16 protein-coding genes are annotated in these 20,995 nt (G+C 49.8%); 7 read left to right on the top strand and 9 right to left on the bottom strand.

The genetic code is table 11. From position 1 onward, the window contains the following. The 4 genes from M0R47_RS06430 to M0R47_RS06415 form a co-directional block, all read left to right on the top strand. On the top strand, positions 1–900 hold a 900-nt coding region (locus M0R47_RS06430; RefSeq protein WP_292551995.1), incomplete at its 5' end, for a glutathionylspermidine synthase family protein. Between the two features lie 2 nt (positions 901–902). Further along, complete coding sequence (locus M0R47_RS06425; protein ID WP_292551992.1) at positions 903–1,319, top strand: DUF350 domain-containing protein; 417 nt, start codon at positions 903–905, stop codon at positions 1,317–1,319. Positions 1,320–1,488: 169 nt separating this feature from the next. Further along, positions 1,489–1,947, top strand: a complete 459-nt coding sequence (locus tag M0R47_RS06420; protein ID WP_292551990.1) for a hypothetical protein — start codon at positions 1,489–1,491, stop codon at positions 1,945–1,947. A gap of 31 nt (positions 1,948–1,978) precedes the next feature. Then, complete coding sequence (locus M0R47_RS06415) at positions 1,979–2,422, top strand: hypothetical protein (RefSeq protein WP_292551987.1); 444 nt, start codon at positions 1,979–1,981, stop codon at positions 2,420–2,422. Between the two features lie 513 nt (positions 2,423–2,935). On the opposite strand, the gene M0R47_RS06410 is transcribed toward M0R47_RS06415, so the two are convergent. Then, positions 2,936–4,021 carry a hypothetical protein gene (locus M0R47_RS06410; protein WP_292551985.1) on the bottom strand — a complete coding sequence of 362 codons (1,086 nt, stop codon included), beginning with the start codon at positions 4,019–4,021 and terminating at the stop codon, positions 2,936–2,938. 170 nt (positions 4,022–4,191) lie between these two features. After that, positions 4,192–4,971 carry a hypothetical protein gene (locus tag M0R47_RS06405; RefSeq protein ID WP_292551983.1) on the bottom strand — a complete coding sequence of 260 codons (780 nt, stop codon included), beginning with the start codon at positions 4,969–4,971 and terminating at the stop codon, positions 4,192–4,194. A gap of 999 nt (positions 4,972–5,970) precedes the next feature. Here M0R47_RS06405 and M0R47_RS06400 point away from each other — a divergent pair. Next, complete coding sequence (locus M0R47_RS06400; protein ID WP_292551980.1) at positions 5,971–6,654, top strand: OmpA family protein; 684 nt, start codon at positions 5,971–5,973, stop codon at positions 6,652–6,654. After that, the gene (locus M0R47_RS06395) at positions 6,654–7,901 is read left to right on the top strand and encodes an AAA family ATPase (RefSeq protein ID WP_292551976.1); all 1,248 of its coding nucleotides are present in this window, start codon (positions 6,654–6,656) and stop codon (positions 7,899–7,901) included. Before M0R47_RS06400 ends, M0R47_RS06395 begins: the two co-directional genes overlap by 1 nt. 83 nt (positions 7,902–7,984) lie before the next feature. On the opposite strand, the gene M0R47_RS06390 is transcribed toward M0R47_RS06395, so the two are convergent. After that, positions 7,985–8,542 (bottom strand): hypothetical protein, encoded by a 558-nt coding sequence (locus tag M0R47_RS06390; protein ID WP_292551973.1) that lies wholly within the window; start codon positions 8,540–8,542, stop codon positions 7,985–7,987. Between the two features lie 302 nt (positions 8,543–8,844). Here M0R47_RS06390 and M0R47_RS06385 point away from each other — a divergent pair, with 302 nt between their 5' ends. Beyond that, entirely contained in the window at positions 8,845–12,759 is a 3,915-nt protein-coding gene (locus M0R47_RS06385) for a DUF3683 domain-containing protein (RefSeq protein ID WP_292551970.1), read from the top strand. Positions 12,760–13,232: 473 nt separating this feature from the next. On the opposite strand, the gene M0R47_RS06380 is transcribed toward M0R47_RS06385, so the two are convergent. From M0R47_RS06380 to M0R47_RS06360, 6 genes are all read right to left on the bottom strand, one after another. Beyond that, a complete protein-coding gene (locus M0R47_RS06380) occupies positions 13,233–13,622 on the bottom strand; it encodes a glycine zipper family protein (RefSeq protein ID WP_292551967.1) in 390 nt (129 codons plus the stop codon). A gap of 492 nt (positions 13,623–14,114) precedes the next feature. After that, positions 14,115–14,315: a VPEID-CTERM sorting domain-containing protein gene (locus tag M0R47_RS21885; RefSeq protein ID WP_366513172.1), complete on the bottom strand. Its 201-nt coding sequence runs from the start codon at positions 14,313–14,315 to the stop codon at positions 14,115–14,117. 493 nt (positions 14,316–14,808) lie between these two features. Continuing rightward, positions 14,809–15,534: a DUF3581 domain-containing protein gene (locus tag M0R47_RS06375; protein ID WP_292551965.1), complete on the bottom strand. Its 726-nt coding sequence runs from the start codon at positions 15,532–15,534 to the stop codon at positions 14,809–14,811. Between the two features lie 448 nt (positions 15,535–15,982). Then, complete coding sequence (locus M0R47_RS06370) at positions 15,983–17,365, bottom strand: 3'-5' exonuclease family protein (protein WP_292551962.1); 1,383 nt, start codon at positions 17,363–17,365, stop codon at positions 15,983–15,985. Positions 17,366–17,440: 75 nt separating this feature from the next. Continuing rightward, the gene (locus M0R47_RS06365) at positions 17,441–20,356 is read right to left on the bottom strand and encodes a UvrD-helicase domain-containing protein (RefSeq protein WP_292551959.1); all 2,916 of its coding nucleotides are present in this window, start codon (positions 20,354–20,356) and stop codon (positions 17,441–17,443) included. Between the two features lie 37 nt (positions 20,357–20,393). Then, positions 20,394–20,831, bottom strand: a complete 438-nt coding sequence (locus M0R47_RS06360) for a hypothetical protein (RefSeq protein ID WP_292551955.1) — start codon at positions 20,829–20,831, stop codon at positions 20,394–20,396. Between the last annotated feature and the right edge of the window lie 164 nt (positions 20,832–20,995).

The following is a 20,995-nucleotide window of genomic DNA, read 5'->3' as shown; positions in this document are numbered from 1 at the left end:
CCGGATTGGTCGATACCGTATATTGTCGAGTCTTGGGAACGACGGGAACCCAGCCTGTACGGCCGTTTCGACCTGGCCTGGGACGGCAGCGGACCGCCTAAACTGCTCGAATACAATGCCGATACGCCGACCGCGCTGCTGGAAGCCGGCGTCGTGCAATGGTTCTGGCTGGAAGATCGCTTCCCGGAAATGGATCAGTTCAATTCCATCCATGAAAAACTGATCGCGTTCTGGCAGCGTTACCGCCAATCTCAGCCGAGCCTGCATTTTGCCTGTGTTGAAGAAAGCGACGAGGATTCGGGCAATGTCGAATACTTGCGCGACACCGCCATGCAAGCTGGCTTGCATACGCAACGGCTGGGCATCGGGCAAATCGGCTGGAACGAGTCCCAGCGCCGCTTTGTCGATCTGAACAACAAGGTTATCAAGGCGCTGTTCAAGCTTTATCCGTGGGAATGGATGCTGCAGGACGAGTTCGGCCGCTATTTGCCGCAAGCGAATCTGAATCTCCTGGAACCACCGTGGAAACTGCTGCTCAGCAACAAGGGCATCCTGCCAGTTTTGTGGGAGTTGTTCGAGGGCCATCCCAATTTGCTGCCGGCCAGCTTTGGAGACAAGCCGCTGCTTGGTGATTATGTGCGCAAGCCGTTGTATTCCCGCGAAGGCGCCAACATCGAGATACGCCGCGGCTGCCACAGCATCGAAACCGACGGCAGTTACGGCGGCGAAGGCTACGTCTATCAACGCCACGCGCCGCTGCCGAATTTCTCCGGCAATTTCCCGGTCATCGGCTCCTGGATGATTGCCGATCAACCGGCCGGCATCGGCATCCGCGAAGACCAAACCGAAATCACCGGCAACAACAGCCGCTTCATACCGCATTTTTTTACCGAGGATTGATTATGGAATCTATGAACCCGACCGACATTCTGGCCGGCGCCAACGGCTTTTTCCTGCATTTTGCTGCGGCCGTTATCCTGACCGGCCTGTTTGCGCTCAGTTACCTCTGGATTACGCCCTATGCCGAATTCAAGCTGATCCGTGAAGGCAAAACCGCACCGGCGCTGGCTTTCAGCGCTGCGCTGCTGGGTTTCGTGCTGGCTTTGGCCGGCGCCATTTCCAATAGTGTATCGTTTATCGACATGCTGATCTGGGCCGGCGTGGCGCTGTTTGTGCAAGTGCTGGTGTTCGTAGGGATGCGGTTTGCCTTTGCCGACCTGTGCCGCCGCATCGCCGACGACGAACTGGGGCCTGCGATTGTACTGGCCGGGTTCTCGCTCGCGGCTGGGCTGCTGAATGCTGCCTGTATGACTTACTGATATTTTCGGAATGCCGAAACGGGGCCGCTACCAATAATTCAATCGTTATAGTATCTTGTCTAACGGATTGCAGGAGTTACGTTTTACGCCTGTGATTGGAATTTGATATACGCTTGTTTAGGTGTCTACTTTATGTTAGACCACTTAACTTTCAACCAAGGAGCTTCAATTGAAAAAATCAGTAGCAATCATTGCCTGCTCGCTGCTAGCAACCGCTGCGTTTGCAGGCGACCACGACGATCGCCAAACCCTCAAACTTTCCGAGGCTCAACGCGGTCATGTGCTTGAGGAAATGCGGGCTTTGTTATCCGGCACGCAAAACATCTTGGCCGCACTTTCCAAAAATGACATGGCAGCGGTTGCCCAACACGCCCGTCCCTTGGGTATGAGAATGGCGCATAAAGCCGAGGATCACCTCAAGGGCGTGTTGCCTAAAGAATTCATGGGGTTGGGCATGTCCTTGCATCAGGATTTTGATCAAATCGCTTCGGACGCGGAATCAAAAAAAGACTCTAAAATCACACTACGTCAATTGAGCGACTCCATGAGCAAATGCGTCGCGTGTCATGCGTCTTACCAAATTCGCACAGTGACAAAACCGCTTGGCCCCGGCCACAATAAGCACTAGCTCTACGTTAGGTTCTTATCCGAGGCTGATCATGCTATATCGAGGTGTTAATAAAATAACTGACCAAAAGAATGATGACCACCTATTGCCAATGGGAAACATAGTAGAAGTTATTCCCTTGGCAGATGGAAAGTGGAAGTTTGATGGAACATTCAAACACGGGCCTTGCGAATCCAATACCGCCAGGGCTCATCAAATAGATTCTGGACTATATGGCGGAAGCGGAATTTCAACTTCACGATCAGAACAGATAGCAATACGTTTTGCTACATCTGACTATATGGAAGAGGGTTACGTATACGTTATCGACGAAACGTTGCTGGCTATTATCGCAAACGTAATTTGCTATGAATTCGACGATCCAGTAAATCCTCACGAAAAGGAAGTAACTCTTCTCGAGAGGTCTGGTGGTGCATTGCCAGAACACATAATTATCGAAAAGTATGCAGTGAATTGTGACGGTAAACGAATCTAATCCTGCGCTCAAGCGAGATGCTCCAAAAGCGGCGCGCCCTTTACTTTTACGTTAGGCAATGATGATATGTATTGGCTTTTATTAAGCACCGCAGGCGCAATAACTGTAATTTATGTCACTGCTCGGTGGGTTATATATTTAGCGCAAACCCAATCTTGGGTTGAGTTATTTCTGATCTTAATAATCTCTTTTTTAGTATCAGTTGGATTATGGTTGAGGTTTCGTTGGGCGGTCTATCTACTAACAGCAGCAATTGGCATTGGCAGCGCAGTAGTTTCTTCAGAAAACATTAATTTTCTTTTGCCCCCACCATGAGGATTCAGGTGTTTGTAATTTATAGGTTTTTCTCGTTCCCACGCGCTGCGTACCCTCTGGGGCATAAATGGGAATGCAGTACCGTAGGGTACGCACCGCGTACCTTTTTAAGACTTAATCCAGCGGAGAACCTTGAAAACGGTACGCGATGCGTACCCTACCACTTACGTCAGCCCAACCTACAGCACAGCCGAATAATCACCTCGCAGCCGGCTCAACAATACATAAATTGTACTGAGGACGACCGCTCTCAAACATAATAACCCGGTTTACAATATCCTCTGCACTGCTGTCCCCTATTGGGCCTGCGGTAACGCGGCCGGTTACTGTGCTGACCAGATGCACGTAGGTCTTGTGTGGGCCGCCGGCGAGATTTGAATTGATCAACAACTCGGTTTCATCCTTCTCCGTCACTTTTACCGGAGCCGCGCTGCCGGGGTTGCAGGCGCCGAAAAAAATCAGGCCGTCTGACGATGCCAGCGAACTCAGGGATTTTGTAAAATGAAAGAACCGCTCGGGGGATATGTCAACCGATGTCTTTTGCTCGAACAGCGGTTCGCGGCAAATGCGTTCGCAGAGTTCGAGCCGGTATCCGCGCTGGTCCTCCGGGCTTGTGGCCAGCCGATCCGCTGAGCAGTAGTTTTGGAAACAGGCATAATCCAGCGGCTGTAACTGTTTTTCCACTCCCTTAAGCCGGTCCCAGATATCAGTCGATTTCAGGTGTGCCAGTTCTTTCCAGCGCGCGGACATGTAATCAGTGAAGGTGCGATTTTTTTCGGTATCATAAGTGATGGACAGCAGATGCTTGAGTCCCGGTTGCGATTCAGAATACTGAAGCAATGAGCCTTTGCCTCCCTTTACTTTAAAGTCTTGCCAAAACACGGCATTTTCGAGCACCGGGCCGTCAAAGCCGCCGTGACTGATAAAAATAACCCGGTCGAAAGGGGGGAACTGCCGCTGTATGCGCTCGATCTCCCGGTAATAATCCGTCCAGTTCCAGATATCCCGCAGTTGCTGAACGTCTGCATTAAAGTGCTTACGGTAAAAAGCTTCCAGCATGCGGGCCGGTTGTTCAGACCACCTTGGGCTTTCGGTCGAATGCGGCTCCCGGCTCAGTAAAGGCACCAGCAGCACCCGACTTGGAGGCTGCTGCACCGGCAGGTCGCTCAATTTGTTATAAATGGATCTGCACGACCTTAAATGGCTTGCATCACTGTAAACATCAGCCGCACAAATCCACAGCAGCATAAAAACCATAAAACGGATGTTCACGATATTCTTCACAGTAAAGTTCCATTAACAAAAAAGTCGGAATCAGGACATTCCGAAAAGTACATTCTTAATATCCTAAATGTCCTACGGCATCATCCGTAGCGATGCCCTTACTTTACGCCCTACCGGTCCACACTTAAAGCCCAAACGAATTGACGCAGAACTTACAGATAAACTCCAGCCTATTGCAAGCTCAAGCTGATAGGCTTGGCTCGAGTATTGGCGCCAAAAACCGACCTTCCCGCTTTGGCCGAGATATGCTGGTATTTGGCGTAAGCGGCGCCGGCGGAATTGCGCATTTCAGCTTCACCCGCCTGGTTTGCAAAACCGCGCGCAACGGCTTCCAATACATAGGCTTCCGGCGCCATGAAGCTAAACGTGGTGACCACCGGTTTTGAACCTGCTGCCTGCAAATACTCCGAGAAATACTCATCGCTCATGCAGGCGAGCACAACCGCTTGTTTGTCGTGCCCGGCATGTTTTGGAAAGCGACTGATGATCGGCTGGTTTTGTTCGTCCATCAAGCCGTCATGGCCGATGAATACCACCATTTCACGCGCTGCCGCATCGGGCGGAGTCGCTGCCTGTTGCATAAAGTCAAGCATCGCCCGGTCAATCCGGCTGCCGCGATAAGCATCGGCGGTAACAGTCAGTTTGTCTTTCCAGGCGAAATGGCAGCGCTCCAGGATAGTGTCGTTGATATTCTGTTCGCAGCCCAAGTTACGCCAGCCGTCGGCCTTGCTCAGAAAGGTTTTAACGCCGTAAAGCGCCCCCCAATAGAGATTATTGCGCGGATCGTCGCCATTGCCGATTTTCGCAGGAACCGGCTCAATGCCTTGCGTGAGGTTATCGACCAGGGACACAATCACGGAAATGTGCGTAGTAGGCATGGCTGCGTTACAAGGCGATAACGCCGTAAAAGCCAGCATAGTGAATATGAAAATCGAGCGCAGGGTCATCATAGGTAGGAGTCCGCCAGGTGGTAATCAAGTTTCATTGAATTTTGTTCCCGAATCAAAAACGCGATCACACAACCCCGGCAGCTCCCAAACAGTCTGGATACCTGCCGGGTTTCCCCAAAAAATTTAACAACACTGCTTTAAGCTTGCTGTTTAAGGTATCTGTGACTTAATTCGACCGGAAAAGCCGATGTTGAAAAGATAAAAAATCCGGAAACTGCTTATAAGAAATATCAAAGTTTGATGCATTATAAACAGATATGGATAACATTCAATCCGCATGGCTTTGAGCTGGCTTAATGCAAAAATTTCAAATTAAAACAAGTACCGTCGGGTACGCATCGCGTACCAGGGCGTTAACGGTAAACCCATCGCCAGAAGCATTGTTCAAGTCAGTTTGTTCACTGTGTCATCCGGATCGGGGTAACGCCCACGATATGAGTCTTTGTTAGCAGCTAGACACATCCCTAAGTTTTCAATATTCCTGTTTTGTTAAATATCCCATCCCGTGTGATTAGGTGTTAGCACTGATTGTTTTATTGACTCATGTCTTATAACGTTTCATTAAGAAACATGACGCCACCGAACCGACCTAAGCCAGAAATATGCCTGTCGGCAATCGTAAAAAGTTATTTTGGAGGAGCCTGAAACTTACGCAATGTAACCTATGTATAGCCCTGTCATTTCCACTATTGGATTTGCTATGCAAGGAATCCACTAACCTTGAACGCGATATAAAACACAATGGTTTCAATATCTCATAAAGCCGGAATCACTTCGACGCGCCTGAAGCCAAGTTATATCGCTGGGGATATTGCCAATGAACAACACAGATTGACTGATGAGGCCACACCACCTGATTTACGGCTTACGAGTAGTGGCTCATGATTTTTTCATGTGCTTATTATTCCCGCCATAGAAAAAATAACGGAATAACGGCACTTAATCGGTGCGCAGTTATGCATTGCGCCTCGGCCTCATCTTAAATCGAGTACTTTAATTATGCGTTTCATTATTTTTGGACTGTCCATTATATTTTTTACCTTATCGGCAATTATCACCTTTAAGGCACTGGAGCTTCCGGTTCACAAAATTTCTTATCAGCCCCCCCCAAAAGACGTAACGCCTGAAAAAGAAATAACTTTCGAAAAAAACGTGTCTCCTGGAACAGACTATGCCATCAAGAAATTGATGGAGGAACAGGCTGCCAACAGGGCCATTGTTGCAAAACTACAGGCGACAATTGCCCAGCTTGAGGGGCAACTCAAAACCAAAGACGTCGCCCTTAAAAGCATTAACCCCCCAGAGCCTGATAACAGTCCACGGACCCTGGCGGTGTTTGGCGGCGAAACGTTTCGTTCCGGGAAATCAGCGATAAACGACATTGCCTTATCTACGATTGATAATTTTGTCGAGGAAATATCGGCATCGCAAGGCAGCCGCGTCATTATAGAAGGCCACACCGATAATATACCGACCGGCAAGCTGCACGTTGACAATAAAGACCTATCATTGCGCAGGGCAAGAGCCATCGCGAATATATTGGTCTCTCGCGGTATATCGCCTGACCGGATATCAGCAATCGGCTATGGCGACACCCACCCGATAGACTCCAACGATACTGAAGCAGGCAGAGCAAAAAACCGCAGGGTCGAGGTCAAGCTTATGCCTGGACAAGGAAATTAATGCATATGTACACAGAGCACTTTAACCTTAACTTACTCCCGTTCGAGAATGTACCGGACCCGCTGTTTTTTTACGATTATGGGAGCCGTGCCCATATTCGTAAACAGATATACGGGGCTTTGCAGAACAACCGGGGGTTAATCGTTGTGATCGGGCCGATCGGCTCCGGCAAGACTACCCTCAGCCAGATGATCAAATTCGATTTTTCTGAAAGCATCAAATTAATATGGATGGGCGAACCGCCTGCAAACAGCGCCGACCTCTATCTGTTTCTCGCCCAGGAACTCGGACTACAGCCGTCATCGCCTGAAAAGACCTTTGTTATGCGGGACATCAGAAATGCCCTTTTAAAGATCAATGCTGAAGGAAAGAAATGCCTGGTTATCCTGGATGAGTCGCATCTGATGTCAGACGATGTTATCAACGGCATCCGCTTACTGAACAATCTTGAAGAAGGGTCAATCAAGCTTATCCAGTTGCTGCTCCTCGGCCAGGAAGAATTGATGGACAAAATAAACAGTCTCGATATGGAACCTTTTAAACAGCGCATCGCTGCACTCGAAGTTCTGGGAAAGATGAATGTCGATACCATGATCAAATATGTCACGCATCGCCTTCAGGTGGCTGGCGGCACCCCCGACCTCATTTCAGATACCGGATGGGAAGCGCTGTCCATCGCATTCAGTACAGGCGGGACACCGCGTACCATCAACTCACTGTGCGACAAGTCATTCAGCGTTGCTTGTGAACGGGAAAAACCCGCTGTTGACGCCAGGGACGTCTATGAAGCAACGCAGAGAATGAGATTGACAACAGACGTTTTTCATTACATTTGCTTGTTAAATACCCAAGAAAGAGAACGAGAAAAGGAAATAGAGCGGGAAAAAGAAAGGGAAACTAAAAACCGTGAACCACCGCCAATAGCCGATAAGCCTGTCCCTGAAACAGTAGATAAAGCTGCGCAGAAGAAAGCAGAAACAGAACAAGCCCCTCCGCCCATTATCCAAAAAAAGGAAGAAAAAAGCTGGGAGATGGTTTACGAAATGCCTGACATTTCCAGAATAAGAATGGGGGCAGCCGAACTATTTCCCGCAGAGCGGGAAGATTTAAAAACGCCTGTTACCTTACTGTTATTATCGATACTCGCATTCATGGTAAGCGTTTTATTCTTTTGCCAGCGAACCGAATCCACAGGGTTTGTAGGCTGTCTCATGGACTTATTCAACGTTTTAATGGGCAATCCATAAGCCGCAACAGCGACTTTTATCGGGTATTTCACCGTATGGTAATCTGCCATGCTGCTTACCGCTTCATGGATGCTAACGAGCCATTAAGCGCTATAAATACCAGGTAGGTCTTGAGGATACTTCATCGATTCCAGTTGCGAAGAACTCAGGATTTTATCGGTGTTTTTGCATCCCGGCTGCCAGCAACCTGAAAAATTATGCAAGGGTATGCCCATGAGCTTGCCCAATAATGTATAGGCCGTGTTGCTGTTGATATGGGCTACGCCAACAATTCCTAAAGGGGTGTAAGGCACGTTAAGGCTATTCAGATAAGGGAGGGCTTTAACCGCATGATCCCATCGGCTCAATACCTCATCCTGGCTTCCAGAAAAAACCAGCTTTGATTTTTGTCCGGCCTTTATGAAGTTCAAATTGCAAGCCGGGTTTAAGCCCAATAAAATGGCCCGGGAACCAAAGTGATAAAATTTCAGCTTATCGCCAATCGTACCAATCGGCTTTATCTTGTTTTTAGTATCCGTTGCCAGTCCATGCAATTGCCCTAAAACGTTTCCTTTTTCATCTCTTAACACCCAAAAATCATGAGCCGCCAGGCCAACAATGTCGTAAGCGCGCGCTTCAATCGCATATTTAATTTCAGACATATCGTGTCGCTTTGTTACTGGTTAATATTATTGGATTGTAGACTTTATTCCGGCGTTAAAAAACAACGCTCATAGCCCTAAAGCCTCATGCTGATTTTTTAGTACCGTAGGGTACGCATCGCGTACCTTTTTAGGATTTGATCCAGCAAAAAATGTTGGAAACGGTACGCGATGCGTACCCTACCGAGCTTGAGGCGAAGCCTGCACTCCTATAACCAAACCCACACAGCTTTTGGTATTTTCGCCCCTATGCGCAAGTGCTACAATGAGCTTTCTCAACCACTTCGTTATTCGAAATATCAGTGGATTCAAAATTCTCCCCTTTGCTTTCCGAAGCATCATCGCCGATACGGCTACGCGAAATTCCCTATAACTACACGTCTTTTTCCGACCGTGAAATCGTCATCCGTTTGCTGGGTGAAGAGAGCTGGCAGATTCTGGAATCCTTGCATGACGAGCGGATAACCGGCCGCTCGGCAAGAATGCTCTATGAAGTCCTGGGCGATATTTGGGCTGTCCAGCGCAATCCTTACCTTGAAGACGATTTGCTCGATAACCGTAAACGCCGCAAAGCATTGCTGGAAGCATTGCGCCATCGTCTTCGGCAGATGGAAAAACGCCATGCCGAGCTTGAACGCGAAGATGCGCTTCGGGCCGGCCGGGTGGCATTGCTGCTCGAAGCCGCTCATCAGGCGGTAAATGCCTTTGAAGCCCATTTCGAGCGCACGCGGGAAATGCGCCGTAAAGCCCTGGCCTTGTTATCCAAGCATACGCGCAAAGACAATATCGGCTTCGACGGCTTTGCGCGTGTGTCGCATGTGACCGATGCCACCGACTGGCGGGTCGAGTATCCGTTTGTGGTGCTGTATCCGTGTACTGAGGAGGAAGTCGGCTTTCTGGTGCGCGACTGCATCAAGCTGGGATTAACGATTATTCCTCGCGGCGGCGGCACCGGTTATACCGGCGGCGCGGTGCCGCTGACGCCTTATTCCGCAGTGATTAATACCGAAAAGCTGATTGCAATAGGTAGGGTGGAACCTGAATCCATGCTTCCGGGTGTGGCACAGACTTACGCGACGATTCATACCGGAGCCGGTGTCGTAACGCGACGCGTCATGGATACGGCGGAACATGCCGGGCTGGTGTTTGCGTGCGATCCTACCTCAGCGGATGCGTCTTGCGTGGGCGGCAATGTGGCAATGAACGCAGGCGGCAAAAAAGCCGTGTTGTGGGGAACGGCGCTGGACAATCTGGCGTCCTGGACGATGGTGACTCCCGACGGCAACTGGCTGGAAGTTGAACGCTTCAATCACAACCTGGGCAAAATTCATGACCAGGAACAGGTCACTTTTATACTGAAGCGTTTCGACGCCACTAAAAAGCAGCTGCTTTCGGAAGAGCAACTGGTCATTCCGGGCTCGCATTTTCGTAAAGGCGAACTGGGCAAGGATGTAACCGACAAGTTTCTCGGCGGTTTGCCGGGCATACAAAAAGAAGGCTGTGACGGCATTATCACCTCGGCACGCTGGATTTTGCACAAAATGCCGCCGCATACGCGCACTTTCTGCCTTGAATTTTACGGTCAGGTCCGTGAAGCGGTTCCGGCCATTCTTGAAATCCGCGATTATCTGGCCGCTTTGCCTAAAAACGGCGAGGCGCGGGTGATGCTGGCAGGTCTTGAGCATCTGGACGAGCGTTATGTCAAAGCGGTGGGCTATGCGAGCAAAGCCAAGCACCGAGGCCGGCCAAAAATGGTGCTGATTGGCGATATTGTCGGTGATGATGAAAAACAAGTCGCGCTGGCCGCCTCGGAAGTGGTGCGTTTGTGCAATGCGCGCGATGCCGAAGGTTTTATCGCCGTCAGCCCGGAAACCCGCAAGACTTTCTGGCTGGATCGTGCGCGTACTGCCGCTATCGCCAAGCATACCAATGCTTTCAAAATCAATGAAGACGTCGTGATTCCGCTGCCGCGCATGGGCGATTATTGCGACGGTATCGAGCGCATCAATATTCAATTATCGCTGCGCAACAAACTGAGGCTTTGCGATGCCTTGACTCGTGTTCTGGAAGGCGGCTTGCCGCTCAGGACTTATGAGGACGGCGTTGACAAAACCGAACTGTTTGGCGACCGTCGTAACTTGGCATTAGCAGCCGTTACCTCTGTGCGTGAACGCTGGCAGTGGCTTTATGACAACCTGGATTTACCGTTGCAACAGGCGGAAGCCGCGTTCTCCGGACGCGGCATTAGTGTCGGCGAGCTAACTAATCGAGCGGAGCACCCCACTTTGTTCCACCGTTTACAAGACCGCTCGCTACGCGTGTCCTGGAAGCAGGAATTGCTGCCGGGGCTAAAAGAGATTTTTGAAGGCGACAATTTCCGCCCGGTCATCGAAAGGATCGAGGCTGTGCACAAGGAAGTCTTGCGCGGCCGTGTGTTTGTCGCCTTGCATATGCACGCCGGAGACGGCAATGTGCATACCAATTTGCCGGTCAACTCCGACAATTACGAAATGCTACAGGAAGCTAATGAGGCCGTGGCGCGGATCATGGTGCTGGCCCGCGCTTTGGGCGGGGTAATCTCCGGCGAACATGGCATCGGCATTACCAAATACGAGTTTCTAAGCGAGGAAGAACTCGCAGATTTTCATGCCTACAAACAGCGTATCGACCCGGAAGGCCATTTCAACCGGGGCAAATTGATGCCGGGCGCTGACCTTAGCGCGGCTTACACCACCTCGTTCAGCCTGATGGGCTTTGAATCGCTGATTATGCAACAAAGCGATATCGGCGCAATCTCGGATTCCGTCAAAGATTGCCTGCGTTGCGGCAAATGCAAGCCCGTATGTTCTACGCATGTGCCGCGAGCCAACCTGTTGTACTCGCCGCGCAATAAAATCCTGGCGACCTCATTGCTGATTGAAGCGTTTCTTTACGAAGAGCAAACCCGGCGCGGCATTTCCATCACCCATTGGAAAGAATTTGAGGATGTAGCCGACCATTGCACCGTGTGTCACAAGTGCTACAACCCGTGTCCGGTCGATATTGATTTTGGCGACGTATCGATGCACATGCGCAATCTGCTACGCAAGATGGGCAAGCAAAGCTTTAACCCGGTGAAAACAGCTGCGATCGCGTTTCTATCCACCAGTCGCCCCGGCAGCATTAAAGTCATGCGCAAGTTGCTGATCGAGTGGTCTTATAAAGCGCAACGGCTAGGTTACTATTTGCTTAAGCCTTGGGGTAAACAGCAGCTTGCGCATCCGCCGTCATCGACAGGCCAACCGGCGGTACGTGAATATGTTATTCATTTCACGAACCGGAAAATGCCTAAGGACGTGCCCGCCAAAACGGCGAGAGCGCTGCTGGGTATCGAGAGTGACCAGATCGTGCCCATTATTCGCGATCAAAACAAAACCCGCGCCGATTCCGAAGCGGTATTTTATTTTCCGGGTTGCGGTTCCGAACGTTTATTTTCGCAGGTAGGACTTGCGACACAGGCCATGCTATACGAAATCGGCGTGCAGACGGTATTGCCGCCGGGCTATTTGTGCTGCGGCTACCCGCAACGCGCAGCCGGCCAATACGATAAGGCGCAAAAAATCACCACCGATAATCGTGTGCTGTTTCACCGGGTCGCCAATACCTTGAATTATCTGGACATCAAAACCGTCGTGGTTAGCTGCGGCACCTGTCTGGATCAATTGCTGGATTACGAGTTCGAAAAGATTTTCCCCGGTTGCCGCATCATCGATATTCACGAATATCTGCTTGAGAAAGGCGTAAAACTCGATGGTGTTAACGGCAGCCGTTATCTGTATCACGACCCTTGTCACAGCCCAATGAAACAACAGGACGCGATGAAGACCGTCAACGGTCTGATCGGTACGGCGGTGAACAAGTCGGAGCGTTGCTGCGGCGAATCGGGGACTTTAGCGGTTGCGCGTCCGGATATTTCAACGCAGGTTCGCTTCCGTAAAGCGGCCGAGTTGCAGGATGACGAAGCCAAGCTTCGCGCTGACGGCTTCGACGGACCGATTAAAATGCTGACGTCCTGCCCATCTTGCGTACAGGGCCTGCAACGCTACAAGGGTGATGTTGACCAGCTGGAAGTGGATTACATCGTTGTGGAAATTGCCCGGCATGTGTTAGGCAAAGACTGGATGAAAACCTATATCAAACAGGCGTCAAACGGCGGTGTTGAGCGGGTCTTGTTGTAAGACGCGCTTGAGATTGTGAAAGTATTATTTACCACGGAGGACACGGAGGCCATAGAGAACGTAAGTAACCGAGCAAAAGTTCTTCGGTATTTTGGAGTGCAAGCTTCGCTTGCAAAGCAGGCGAAGCCTGCACTCCGGCTTTGAACCTTAGCTGAAAATTTATATCCCAGTACTTAATCCCGTTAATTCAATATAAAACTCGTAGGACGGAATACCCACAGGGCACAAGTAAGGCCACCCGGCGTCAGCCAGGGTGGTCGTTGCCCATAGGGATGTGGGCAAGGGGCGTGAGCAGGAGCGGAAGCTTTTCCGGCAATCGGAATGCCGGAAACACCTATCCTGCGCTTAATGCGCGGACAGGCTTATTCCGGCCTACTTCTGCGCAGCTTTAACTATCAGCGCCGGATTCACAGAAATTTCGGTTTTTTTCAGAAACGTCTACTCCGCCCAACATGCGATTTTCAAGGTTGCCTTTAGTTGACCAGTGTATGGCCGCGCTGGCGCATACAGGTTTTGAATGACCGTTTAAAGTCTTCGTTGGCTTCATAGCCTTTCCACAATCCAGCGGGGATAGCCAAAATAGCACCGCCCGCGGCACCTGTTGCAGCACTACCCGCTATAGCGCCAACAGCAGCGCCGCCAGCTGCACCGGTAATGGCACCCACGCCTGCGCCCATACCGACTTCTTTGGTGATATCCGATGCTTGATCCGCCAGTGCCTTACACTCGACCATGTCGCGCTGAACGGATTCCGGATGTTGGTCCATGCGGGGATCGACAATCGGACGCCAGCCACTCATCGATGCGCATCCGGTGGTTAATGCAGAAAGCACCAATATTGTTGATAAATTACTTCTTTTCATAGTTAGCTCCTTTTGTTGCCTCAATCCTACCGGGCACAGATTAATTCAACATGAAAAGCACATTAAAAATAGATTAAATTACCCGTAGTTCCGCAATTTAACGACTAAAGCGATTCAGGAGAGCAAGTGTCTTTGCACTTTGCTTATTTGGCTGCTAAAAATGACAAGCCATAAGGCCATCTTCTTCAGCGCCATAAATAATGGCAGCTTTACATAGTAGACAGGTCACCAATTTACAACAACGGCAGTTGGCTTTTGACCGAACACAGGCTTTCGCGACCCATTGCAGGCAGTCAAAATTGTTTTAAAACAAGATAATTTTTAAATGAACAGTCGAGCAAAACATTAGGCAGTTCGTATGTCTAGTGTTCAAAAACCATAAAAAAACCGCCCGAAAGGGCGGTTTGATTTGTCTCTGGCGTGGATTCAGGTTGCTGTTTTGGCTGATGTAAAAAATAGCCTTCAACGCCCAAGCTAGCCTATTTGTCCGATTTAAGAAGAACGTCTAGACCGAGATCTTTCACCCACTAGCAATAAAACGCCTGTTAACAGGGCTATCGCGCTCGTTCCTGACGCTGCATCAATTTCAGGGGCTTTAAAGTTTCCGCCACAACTATTTCCTTGGCAATCATTTCCCTTGCCTTGGTTACCGTTTCCTCCACCAGCCCAAACAGGGCTCGTCGTTAGTAACATAACCGTTGCGCCAGCTAATAATCTTTGTCGCATATTCATATAAACCACCTCATTTTTTCCTGGATTTTAATCAAATAGCCGAGCTATTCAGTTCGACTTTCCTGAGTCATAATTCGCATCCTTCTTATCTAGCTTATCCTAGGGTTAGCTTTATCATGCCTGAGCCAGAGATTATTACGTAATTAGGTATATGTTAATAAGTATTTACCCCTATCTTTTCACAAGCAACTGAATAATATTGATTATTTTTTGAGTTTTAATCTAGTCTTAATGAAAAACATGAGATTGGAGCGCTGTCTTGGCAGGTAAAATCTGTATCTATGGCTAATGACCGCTTTGGGCGGATTGCTAACATCCAGAATTGAATCACTTCAGTTTACCTCAGACGATAACCATTTCTTTTATTAACTCTTCGTAACAAAAAGCAATAGTCCCTATTGCCTCAAAAACAGTCCGCCAGCCCCACCCTATTACTTGGAATCATGCATGAAAATCAATTTGCCACCGCCAAATTATCCAGATAGCCGTTTTTCCTGGCCAGATAGTCATCGACAAAGGCCTGCATCGGCTCAGCTTCATAACCACTCATTACACTGATCGCCAGTTTTTTAAAACCTTTACCAACCACCTCTTCGCCAGACTTGACCTGGAAATGCAAAAAAGCCGAAGCGCGCTTGCCATCGACTTTCATCTCCGGCTCCAGCATTTGCACGGACGCTTGCTTAAAATCAAGATGATCAAATGACAGGGTCATGCTTTCGTAAATCACCAGCGGCCTGTTGAGATTGAACATAACATTTTCCTTGGCTAATAACGGTACCAGCACATAGGGAAAATTTTGCCCGGAGAAAGCGACATAGTCGCGAGCAAAGCTTTCGATCAACGCTGAATCCCGGCTAAGGCCGCCGGAGCGCTCGACCTGCAAATAGGTTTTACCCTGATTGTCAGTGACCTCTACGCGCTCGGAATCGGTGTCGGGAAAACTCAACAGGACGCCATCCCCGACCATGCCGGAAAAAATAAAGTGCATATTCTGGCTAAGGCCGTATTTTTCCAATATCAGGGAAAACAGTAAATCGCCCGGTACGCAAAAACGTTTGGCATCGACATCGTGCAGCGGGTTGAAATCATGCGCCACTTCCTTGGCGAACATGCTGGCGTGCTCGGCGGTAATCCTGATATTGCCGTCATGAATTTCATAGAATTCTTTTAAAAACATATTATTACTAGGTTCCATTAGTGTTGTTAGATCGAGCGGCGGTCTGGACGTTTTGTTAACGACACATCGTCGCTCGTGTTATAAAAATTTGGATTGACAGGGGTTCGAGTTAATCCGTTCTCTTATGGCAAGCCCATATTCTGCATTGAGGCATTTGCCAAAGAGCGCCATTCAGCGCCAAAGCTGCATTCTTTGCCTTAAATTCCGGCTGTTTGTTATCCAGCGCTCGCATCAGTTCCGGTTTGACCACTATTCACCGCCCTTGAAAAAGGGGATTATTTTAGCAGGTTATTGAGTTGAAGCTTGCTTGGTTTAAGCCCTGTAAACAAAGCTATCTTGCTGGCGATGACATGCAAATCTTAGGACCATTCGGCAGATGCTAACCCATTCCAACCCCGTCAATCTTTCACACCATTTCACAGTACGCGCCGCCCTGCCATGCTGAATATCACCTTGCAACAGGTATCAAGCGCACAGGTTTCTTCAGGGCTTTGCTGAGAATCAGGTAAGTGTCGCGATCAAATGCCGGACGGCTTGAACTTAACAAGTCGTGTATTTCCGCTTCGTTTTTCGCAGTACCCAGATAACACCAGTGATCGATCACATGGATCTCCTCGCCTTCCTGAAGCCCCACTGCGCCGGGATAGCGCCAAGTCGCCAGTTTAAGCTTGTGCATCGCCATCATCAGCCGCGCGGCATGTTCGAGCGGCTTTTCCTGACCGATGCAGACGCCTTTGCATTTTTTTAACTGCTGGGCAAAACAAGGCCGCCCTTTTGCTGTCTTTTCAATGCCGAGCACGCTTAAACACAACTGGTTTTGATCGGCGATACTGCGCAACGCTTTTTGGGCGTCGCGCTGGCTGTGGTAAAGACCGTGCAGGTTATCCTGCGCGCCAAAATCAAGGTCGTCCGCCCATATCAGTACCGGTCGCAGATGCTCGCCCTGTTGTTGCAACTGCCATGTGCACAACGCATTGTGCCGCCGCAGACGCCGGTTGTGTATCGGTTGCAGGGTCTTGATCAGTTTGGCTTCCGTCAGCAGCGCGCCCAATTCACCCGCCGTTTCTATCCAGTCGATGCGGCGCAGCTGCTGCGACAGGCTCAATTCCTTGCCATGACCATGATCGGCCGAAAAATGTGATAAAACCCGCTGCCGGATATTGATGCTTTTGCCGATATACAGCGGCAAGTCATTTTCGCCGTAGAACAGGTACACGCCGGGCGCATCGGGCAAATCATCGATCAGGCTGCGGTCGATATTCGACGGCAGGCTGGAGCGTCCGACCAGCTTTTTCACGGTAGCGGCAATGGCCTCGGCATCATGCATCGCATGGATTTTTTGCCAAAACTGATGAATCAACTGAGCATCGGCCAAAGCCCTGTGTCGGCCATTAGCAATCAAGCCATGGCGTTCAATCAGGCTATCAAGATTATGATGCGAGTAAGCAGGAAACAGCGCTCTGGACAATTTGACAGTGCACAATACGTCGGGCTGAAACGCCAGCCCTGAGCGCTTGAATTCGTTCTTCAGAAAGCTGTAATCGAAACGGGCATTGTGGGCAATAAACAGGTAGCCGTGTAACAGCTCTGCCAGTTCTTTGGCAACAGTTTCAAAACGCGGGGCATCGGTTACCATGTCGTTGGTGATGCCGGTTAATTGTTCGATAAATGCGGGGATACGGGTTTGCGGATGAACCAATTGGCTCCACTCGCGCACGCCGTTCTCATCGACCAGCACGACGCCGATCTCGGTGATGCGGTCCACCGTGGCTTTAGTCCCTGTGGTTTCCAGGTCAACAAACGCCAAGCGCGGCAATGTAGAATTCAACATACAACCTCCAGTGATTTACTGGATTTCTTAACAAAAATCATAGCTTCTAAACAGGCGCATTAAGCGCGGTCCAAATCAAACGGTTTTCAGACGGCTTTTTACGTCTATAAATTTCTCGGTATAGGAACACGAGAACCCGGCGCCTTTTCGGTAATTTGAACAGCCCCAGAACTGTCCGGAAGGGCCGTTTCTTAAACTCATCTTGCCGTTGCACCGGGGACAAATCGGCTCAACATAATCGCAGCGTTTGTTCTCGCAAACCCGAAACCGGCCCTTCTCTTTTAAGCCGCTGCCGCACCATTGGCAGACTGGCTGGGTATGGTTACATAACGGGTATTGGCTGCATCCCAAAAAGCTGCCGAATTGGCTATCCCTAGGCACCAGGTAGCCGGTTTGACATTCGCTGCAAACAACGTCGGCCAACTTATCCTGGAATTTTTCACCACTAACTTCGTCGCAGAGAATTTCATACTGGCTATCGATCAGCTCCCTGACAAAATCCGAGGCTTTATTGCCATCGCTGATCAAGTACACATGCCGTCTGGCCCGGGTCAAGGCGACATAAAACAAGCGCCGCTCTTCGGCATGCGCAAAGTCTTCCGCTTTAGGCAACAACAACTCCAGTAACGGATGTAGCGCTTTTTCTGACGGAAAACCCTGTTTGCCCTTTTCAAGGCCCAGCACGATAACGTAATCGGCTTCTTTGCCTTTTGACGCATGCACGCTCATAAATTGCAGTTTTAATTTCGGGTACTGCCGCGCCAAGGCGGACAGTTCCGGTTTTTTGAAATTGAACCGCGCCAAAATCAGCACGCCGGCACTCGCATCGGTTTTGCGGTTAATGGCCGATAACGCGGCATTCAATCCGACCTGATCCTGAGAAGTCTTGATCAATGAGACCGCCGCTTGTTCGACGATATGATGGCTTTGGATTTTTTTGGCGATTTGCGTAGGATTCTGCATCACAAAGCGCGAGGCGACAGCGCCGATTTTGTTATTAAACCGAAAGGTCTTATCCAACACGCTGGTGGCCGTATAGCCAAAATATTGCTCAAATTCTTTGGTCAGGCTGACATCGCTGCCGGTAAAACGATAGATCGACTGCCAGTCATCGCCCACGCAAAACAGGCTATTATCCGGATGTTGCGCTAATAGCGCTTTGACCAGCCTGGCCCGGCTGGCGGAAATATCCTGGAATTCATCGACCAAGAGATGGCGGTAAGGCGATTGGTAACGCCCATCTTCGACATACCCAATCGCCCTGCCGATCATGTCTTCAAAATCGATGGTCGCGGTATCGCGCAAGTGCTGTTGATACACCTCATAAACCGGCTCGAACAAAAACGCGGCGGCCTGCATGCGTTCATGATCTTCATGCTGTCTGGCAAGCGAAACCAGGCTTTTTAAATTCAGGCAGGCCGCTTTAAACAACGCCAGCACTTGCGCCAACAATTGGCTGAATTCCGAAACCCGCCCAAATTGATTCAGTTTTGCCAGCAGTTCATTGTTGGGCAAGGGCTTAAACTTAACGCCGGCCTGAAGCAGCTTCTCTTCCAGCGACTTCGTTAAAATACCCTGGTGTTTCAAATAGCTATAGGTCTCGATTAAGCGGGTTCGATGGGTTTGATGCAACGCCCGCTTCCAGGCCATGCCGTCCAGATAACTTTGCTGATCGATAAACGGAGGCGTTTGGCTGTTTTCATTGACGGCAAAATGTTCAATGTAAATGCCATATTCAGGCAAATAAAAGTCCGGCTGATAAGCGCGATAATCAGGCCCCGCCGTATTTACCTGATAATTGGCTTCATATTCATAGTTGATGCCCTGACGGAACAGGAAATTGGCAATCTCGCATTCTTCATAGCTTTTCACCAACTCGCCCTGTAGCGTGCGGATGTCGTTTTCCAGGATGTAGTTGTTGTATTCGCCCAGGGTTTTGAAGTTGAAGGCGCTTTTATAGGGCTGGCTGAAGCGCAAGAAGTAAGTGACCAAACGCGATTTATACTGCTCATCCTGCAATAGGCGCTGGATTTGTTCATCGACAAAATGAATCCGAAGACGTTCGTCTTCGGCCATTTTATTGATGGCCGGCACCACGCCTTCGACCTGAGTAATGATGTGTTTGCCAAGGCCGTGAAAGGTTTTTGCGGTCAGATTCGTGATTCCCAATTGGCTCTGGATACGCTGATCCATCTCCTCTGCCGCCTTGCGGGCAAACGCCAGCATTAGGATGTTTTCCGGTTGGGCAATCCCCGCTTTTATCAAGTAACCGGCGCGGCCGATCATGGTGCTGGTCTTGCCGGTACCGGCACCGGCCAGCACTAAATTGTACTGCTCATCAATAACGCATGCCGCACGCTGGTTGGCCGTCAGCGGGTTGCTTTCGACTTGGTCAAAAAACGACTGAAAAGCCGCCAATTGCTGCCGTACATAGGCTTTATTGCGTTTGGCGATGTAGCCGTAACCTTGCGTTAACAGCGGCTGGATGGTTTTTAGATGTTGCCGCGCTTCAGGAGGTAAAAAATCATGGATATCCCGGCGCTCTATCCCTTTCGCCAGATGCTGGTGATTTGCAAACCATTGCTGCGCCGCTGCGTGACGAATGTAACGCTGTCCCGAAAACAATATGCGGGCCTGTTGACAGGCTTGCTGTAAATCAGGCGTTATGCGTTGAAAGAAGACTTTAATATTGCTGCGGCATTGGTGGTTAAGCGCCTTTTGCAATGGCCCCGATTTCTTCTTATTTAAGCCCCGGAATCGCAGTATGTCTCCGTTTTCCAGAGGAATAACCAGGACATTCCAGAAATAGCCCTGCTCTACCGTCACATCAGGATTGATCGCCAAATATGAAATCCTGTCCGGGGCTGATTCCCGTCCCGCCAGGACAATGCCATCGTTAGCCAAAGAAAGCGTTCGATAACCGGCCCCAGACGCAAACAAGGCAGCCAGCCAGCTTACTCGGTAGGTTAATTTAGGTGATTTTGTTTTCAAAATAACGGCATGAAAAGTTTTGCAGAACCGTGGATTTTCAGGCTCTAAGTTGCTTCATCCAGCGGTAAACAGAAGTTTCTGCGACTTTAAGATGCGCCCAGTTCAGCCAGCGGGTAATGGTGGTGTAAACCGTCATCAGGAAGGCAAAGGTTAATAGCTGCGGCTTGGTCAGCGCAAACACCCTGGCTACCAGCAAAGTGCCGAGCAGTTTTGCCAGCACTTCCATTAGGATGCCCTGCACTATCAATCCCTTAGCGATCAGGCCGAAGGCGAGCAGATTGATCGGGGTAACAATCAGCAAGGGGATAGTAAACGCTACCAGCGCCAAGGTCGGATTGGCTTGGCGGAGCCATTGCTCAAACCGGTCCAGATCCAGCCAGTGGAATAATGAGCGTCCGAATGCGGTCAATAAATCCCAAAGCCATTCTTCAACGATCAGGAAGACAGCCAGAAGCGAAAGTAGGATTTTTTTCATGATTTGACCGGAAGAGAATGCAACGGTCAGATTATACCTGATTATTGCGGCTGCGGGGCGTGAGGCGTCAAAATTCCGTCACCAGCAATAGCTCATGAAACAATTTGCATAACTCGTGGGGTAAATTTTCAGCGGGAGCGCAAGCTTTGCCTCAAGCACCTACT

Origin of the sequence: Methylobacter sp., assembly GCF_023227905.1 — a bacterium.
Lineage (GTDB): Bacteria > Pseudomonadota > Gammaproteobacteria > Methylococcales > Methylomonadaceae > Methylobacter_A.
Note: the sequence above shows the minus strand (reverse complement) of the source record. Positions and strands in the feature narration are given on the sequence as shown.

Bases quoted from the DNA above. Each gene is read 5' to 3' on its own strand.
- M0R47_RS06390 (WP_292551973.1), bottom strand. From the start codon at position 8,542: ATGTCTGAAATTAAATATGCGATTGAAGCGCGCGCTTACGACATTGTT.
- M0R47_RS06380 (WP_292551967.1), bottom strand. From the start codon at position 13,622: ATGAAAAGAAGTAATTTATCAACAATATTGGTGCTTTCTGCATTAACC.
- M0R47_RS06405 (WP_292551983.1), bottom strand. From the start codon at position 4,971: ATGATGACCCTGCGCTCGATTTTCATATTCACTATGCTGGCTTTTACG.
- M0R47_RS06375 (WP_292551965.1), bottom strand. From the start codon at position 15,534: ATGTTTTTAAAAGAATTCTATGAAATTCATGACGGCAATATCAGGATT.
- M0R47_RS06425 (WP_292551992.1), top strand. From the start codon at position 903: ATGGAATCTATGAACCCGACCGACATTCTGGCCGGCGCCAACGGCTTT.
- M0R47_RS21885 (WP_366513172.1), bottom strand. From the start codon at position 14,315: ATGTTACTAACGACGAGCCCTGTTTGGGCTGGTGGAGGAAACGGTAAC.
- M0R47_RS06395 (WP_292551976.1), top strand. From the start codon at position 6,654: ATGCATATGTACACAGAGCACTTTAACCTTAACTTACTCCCGTTCGAG.
- M0R47_RS06360 (WP_292551955.1), bottom strand. From the start codon at position 20,831: ATGAAAAAAATCCTACTTTCGCTTCTGGCTGTCTTCCTGATCGTTGAA.
- M0R47_RS06370 (WP_292551962.1), bottom strand. From the start codon at position 17,365: ATGTTGAATTCTACATTGCCGCGCTTGGCGTTTGTTGACCTGGAAACC.
- M0R47_RS06400 (WP_292551980.1), top strand. From the start codon at position 5,971: ATGCGTTTCATTATTTTTGGACTGTCCATTATATTTTTTACCTTATCG.
- M0R47_RS06415 (WP_292551987.1), top strand. From the start codon at position 1,979: ATGCTATATCGAGGTGTTAATAAAATAACTGACCAAAAGAATGATGAC.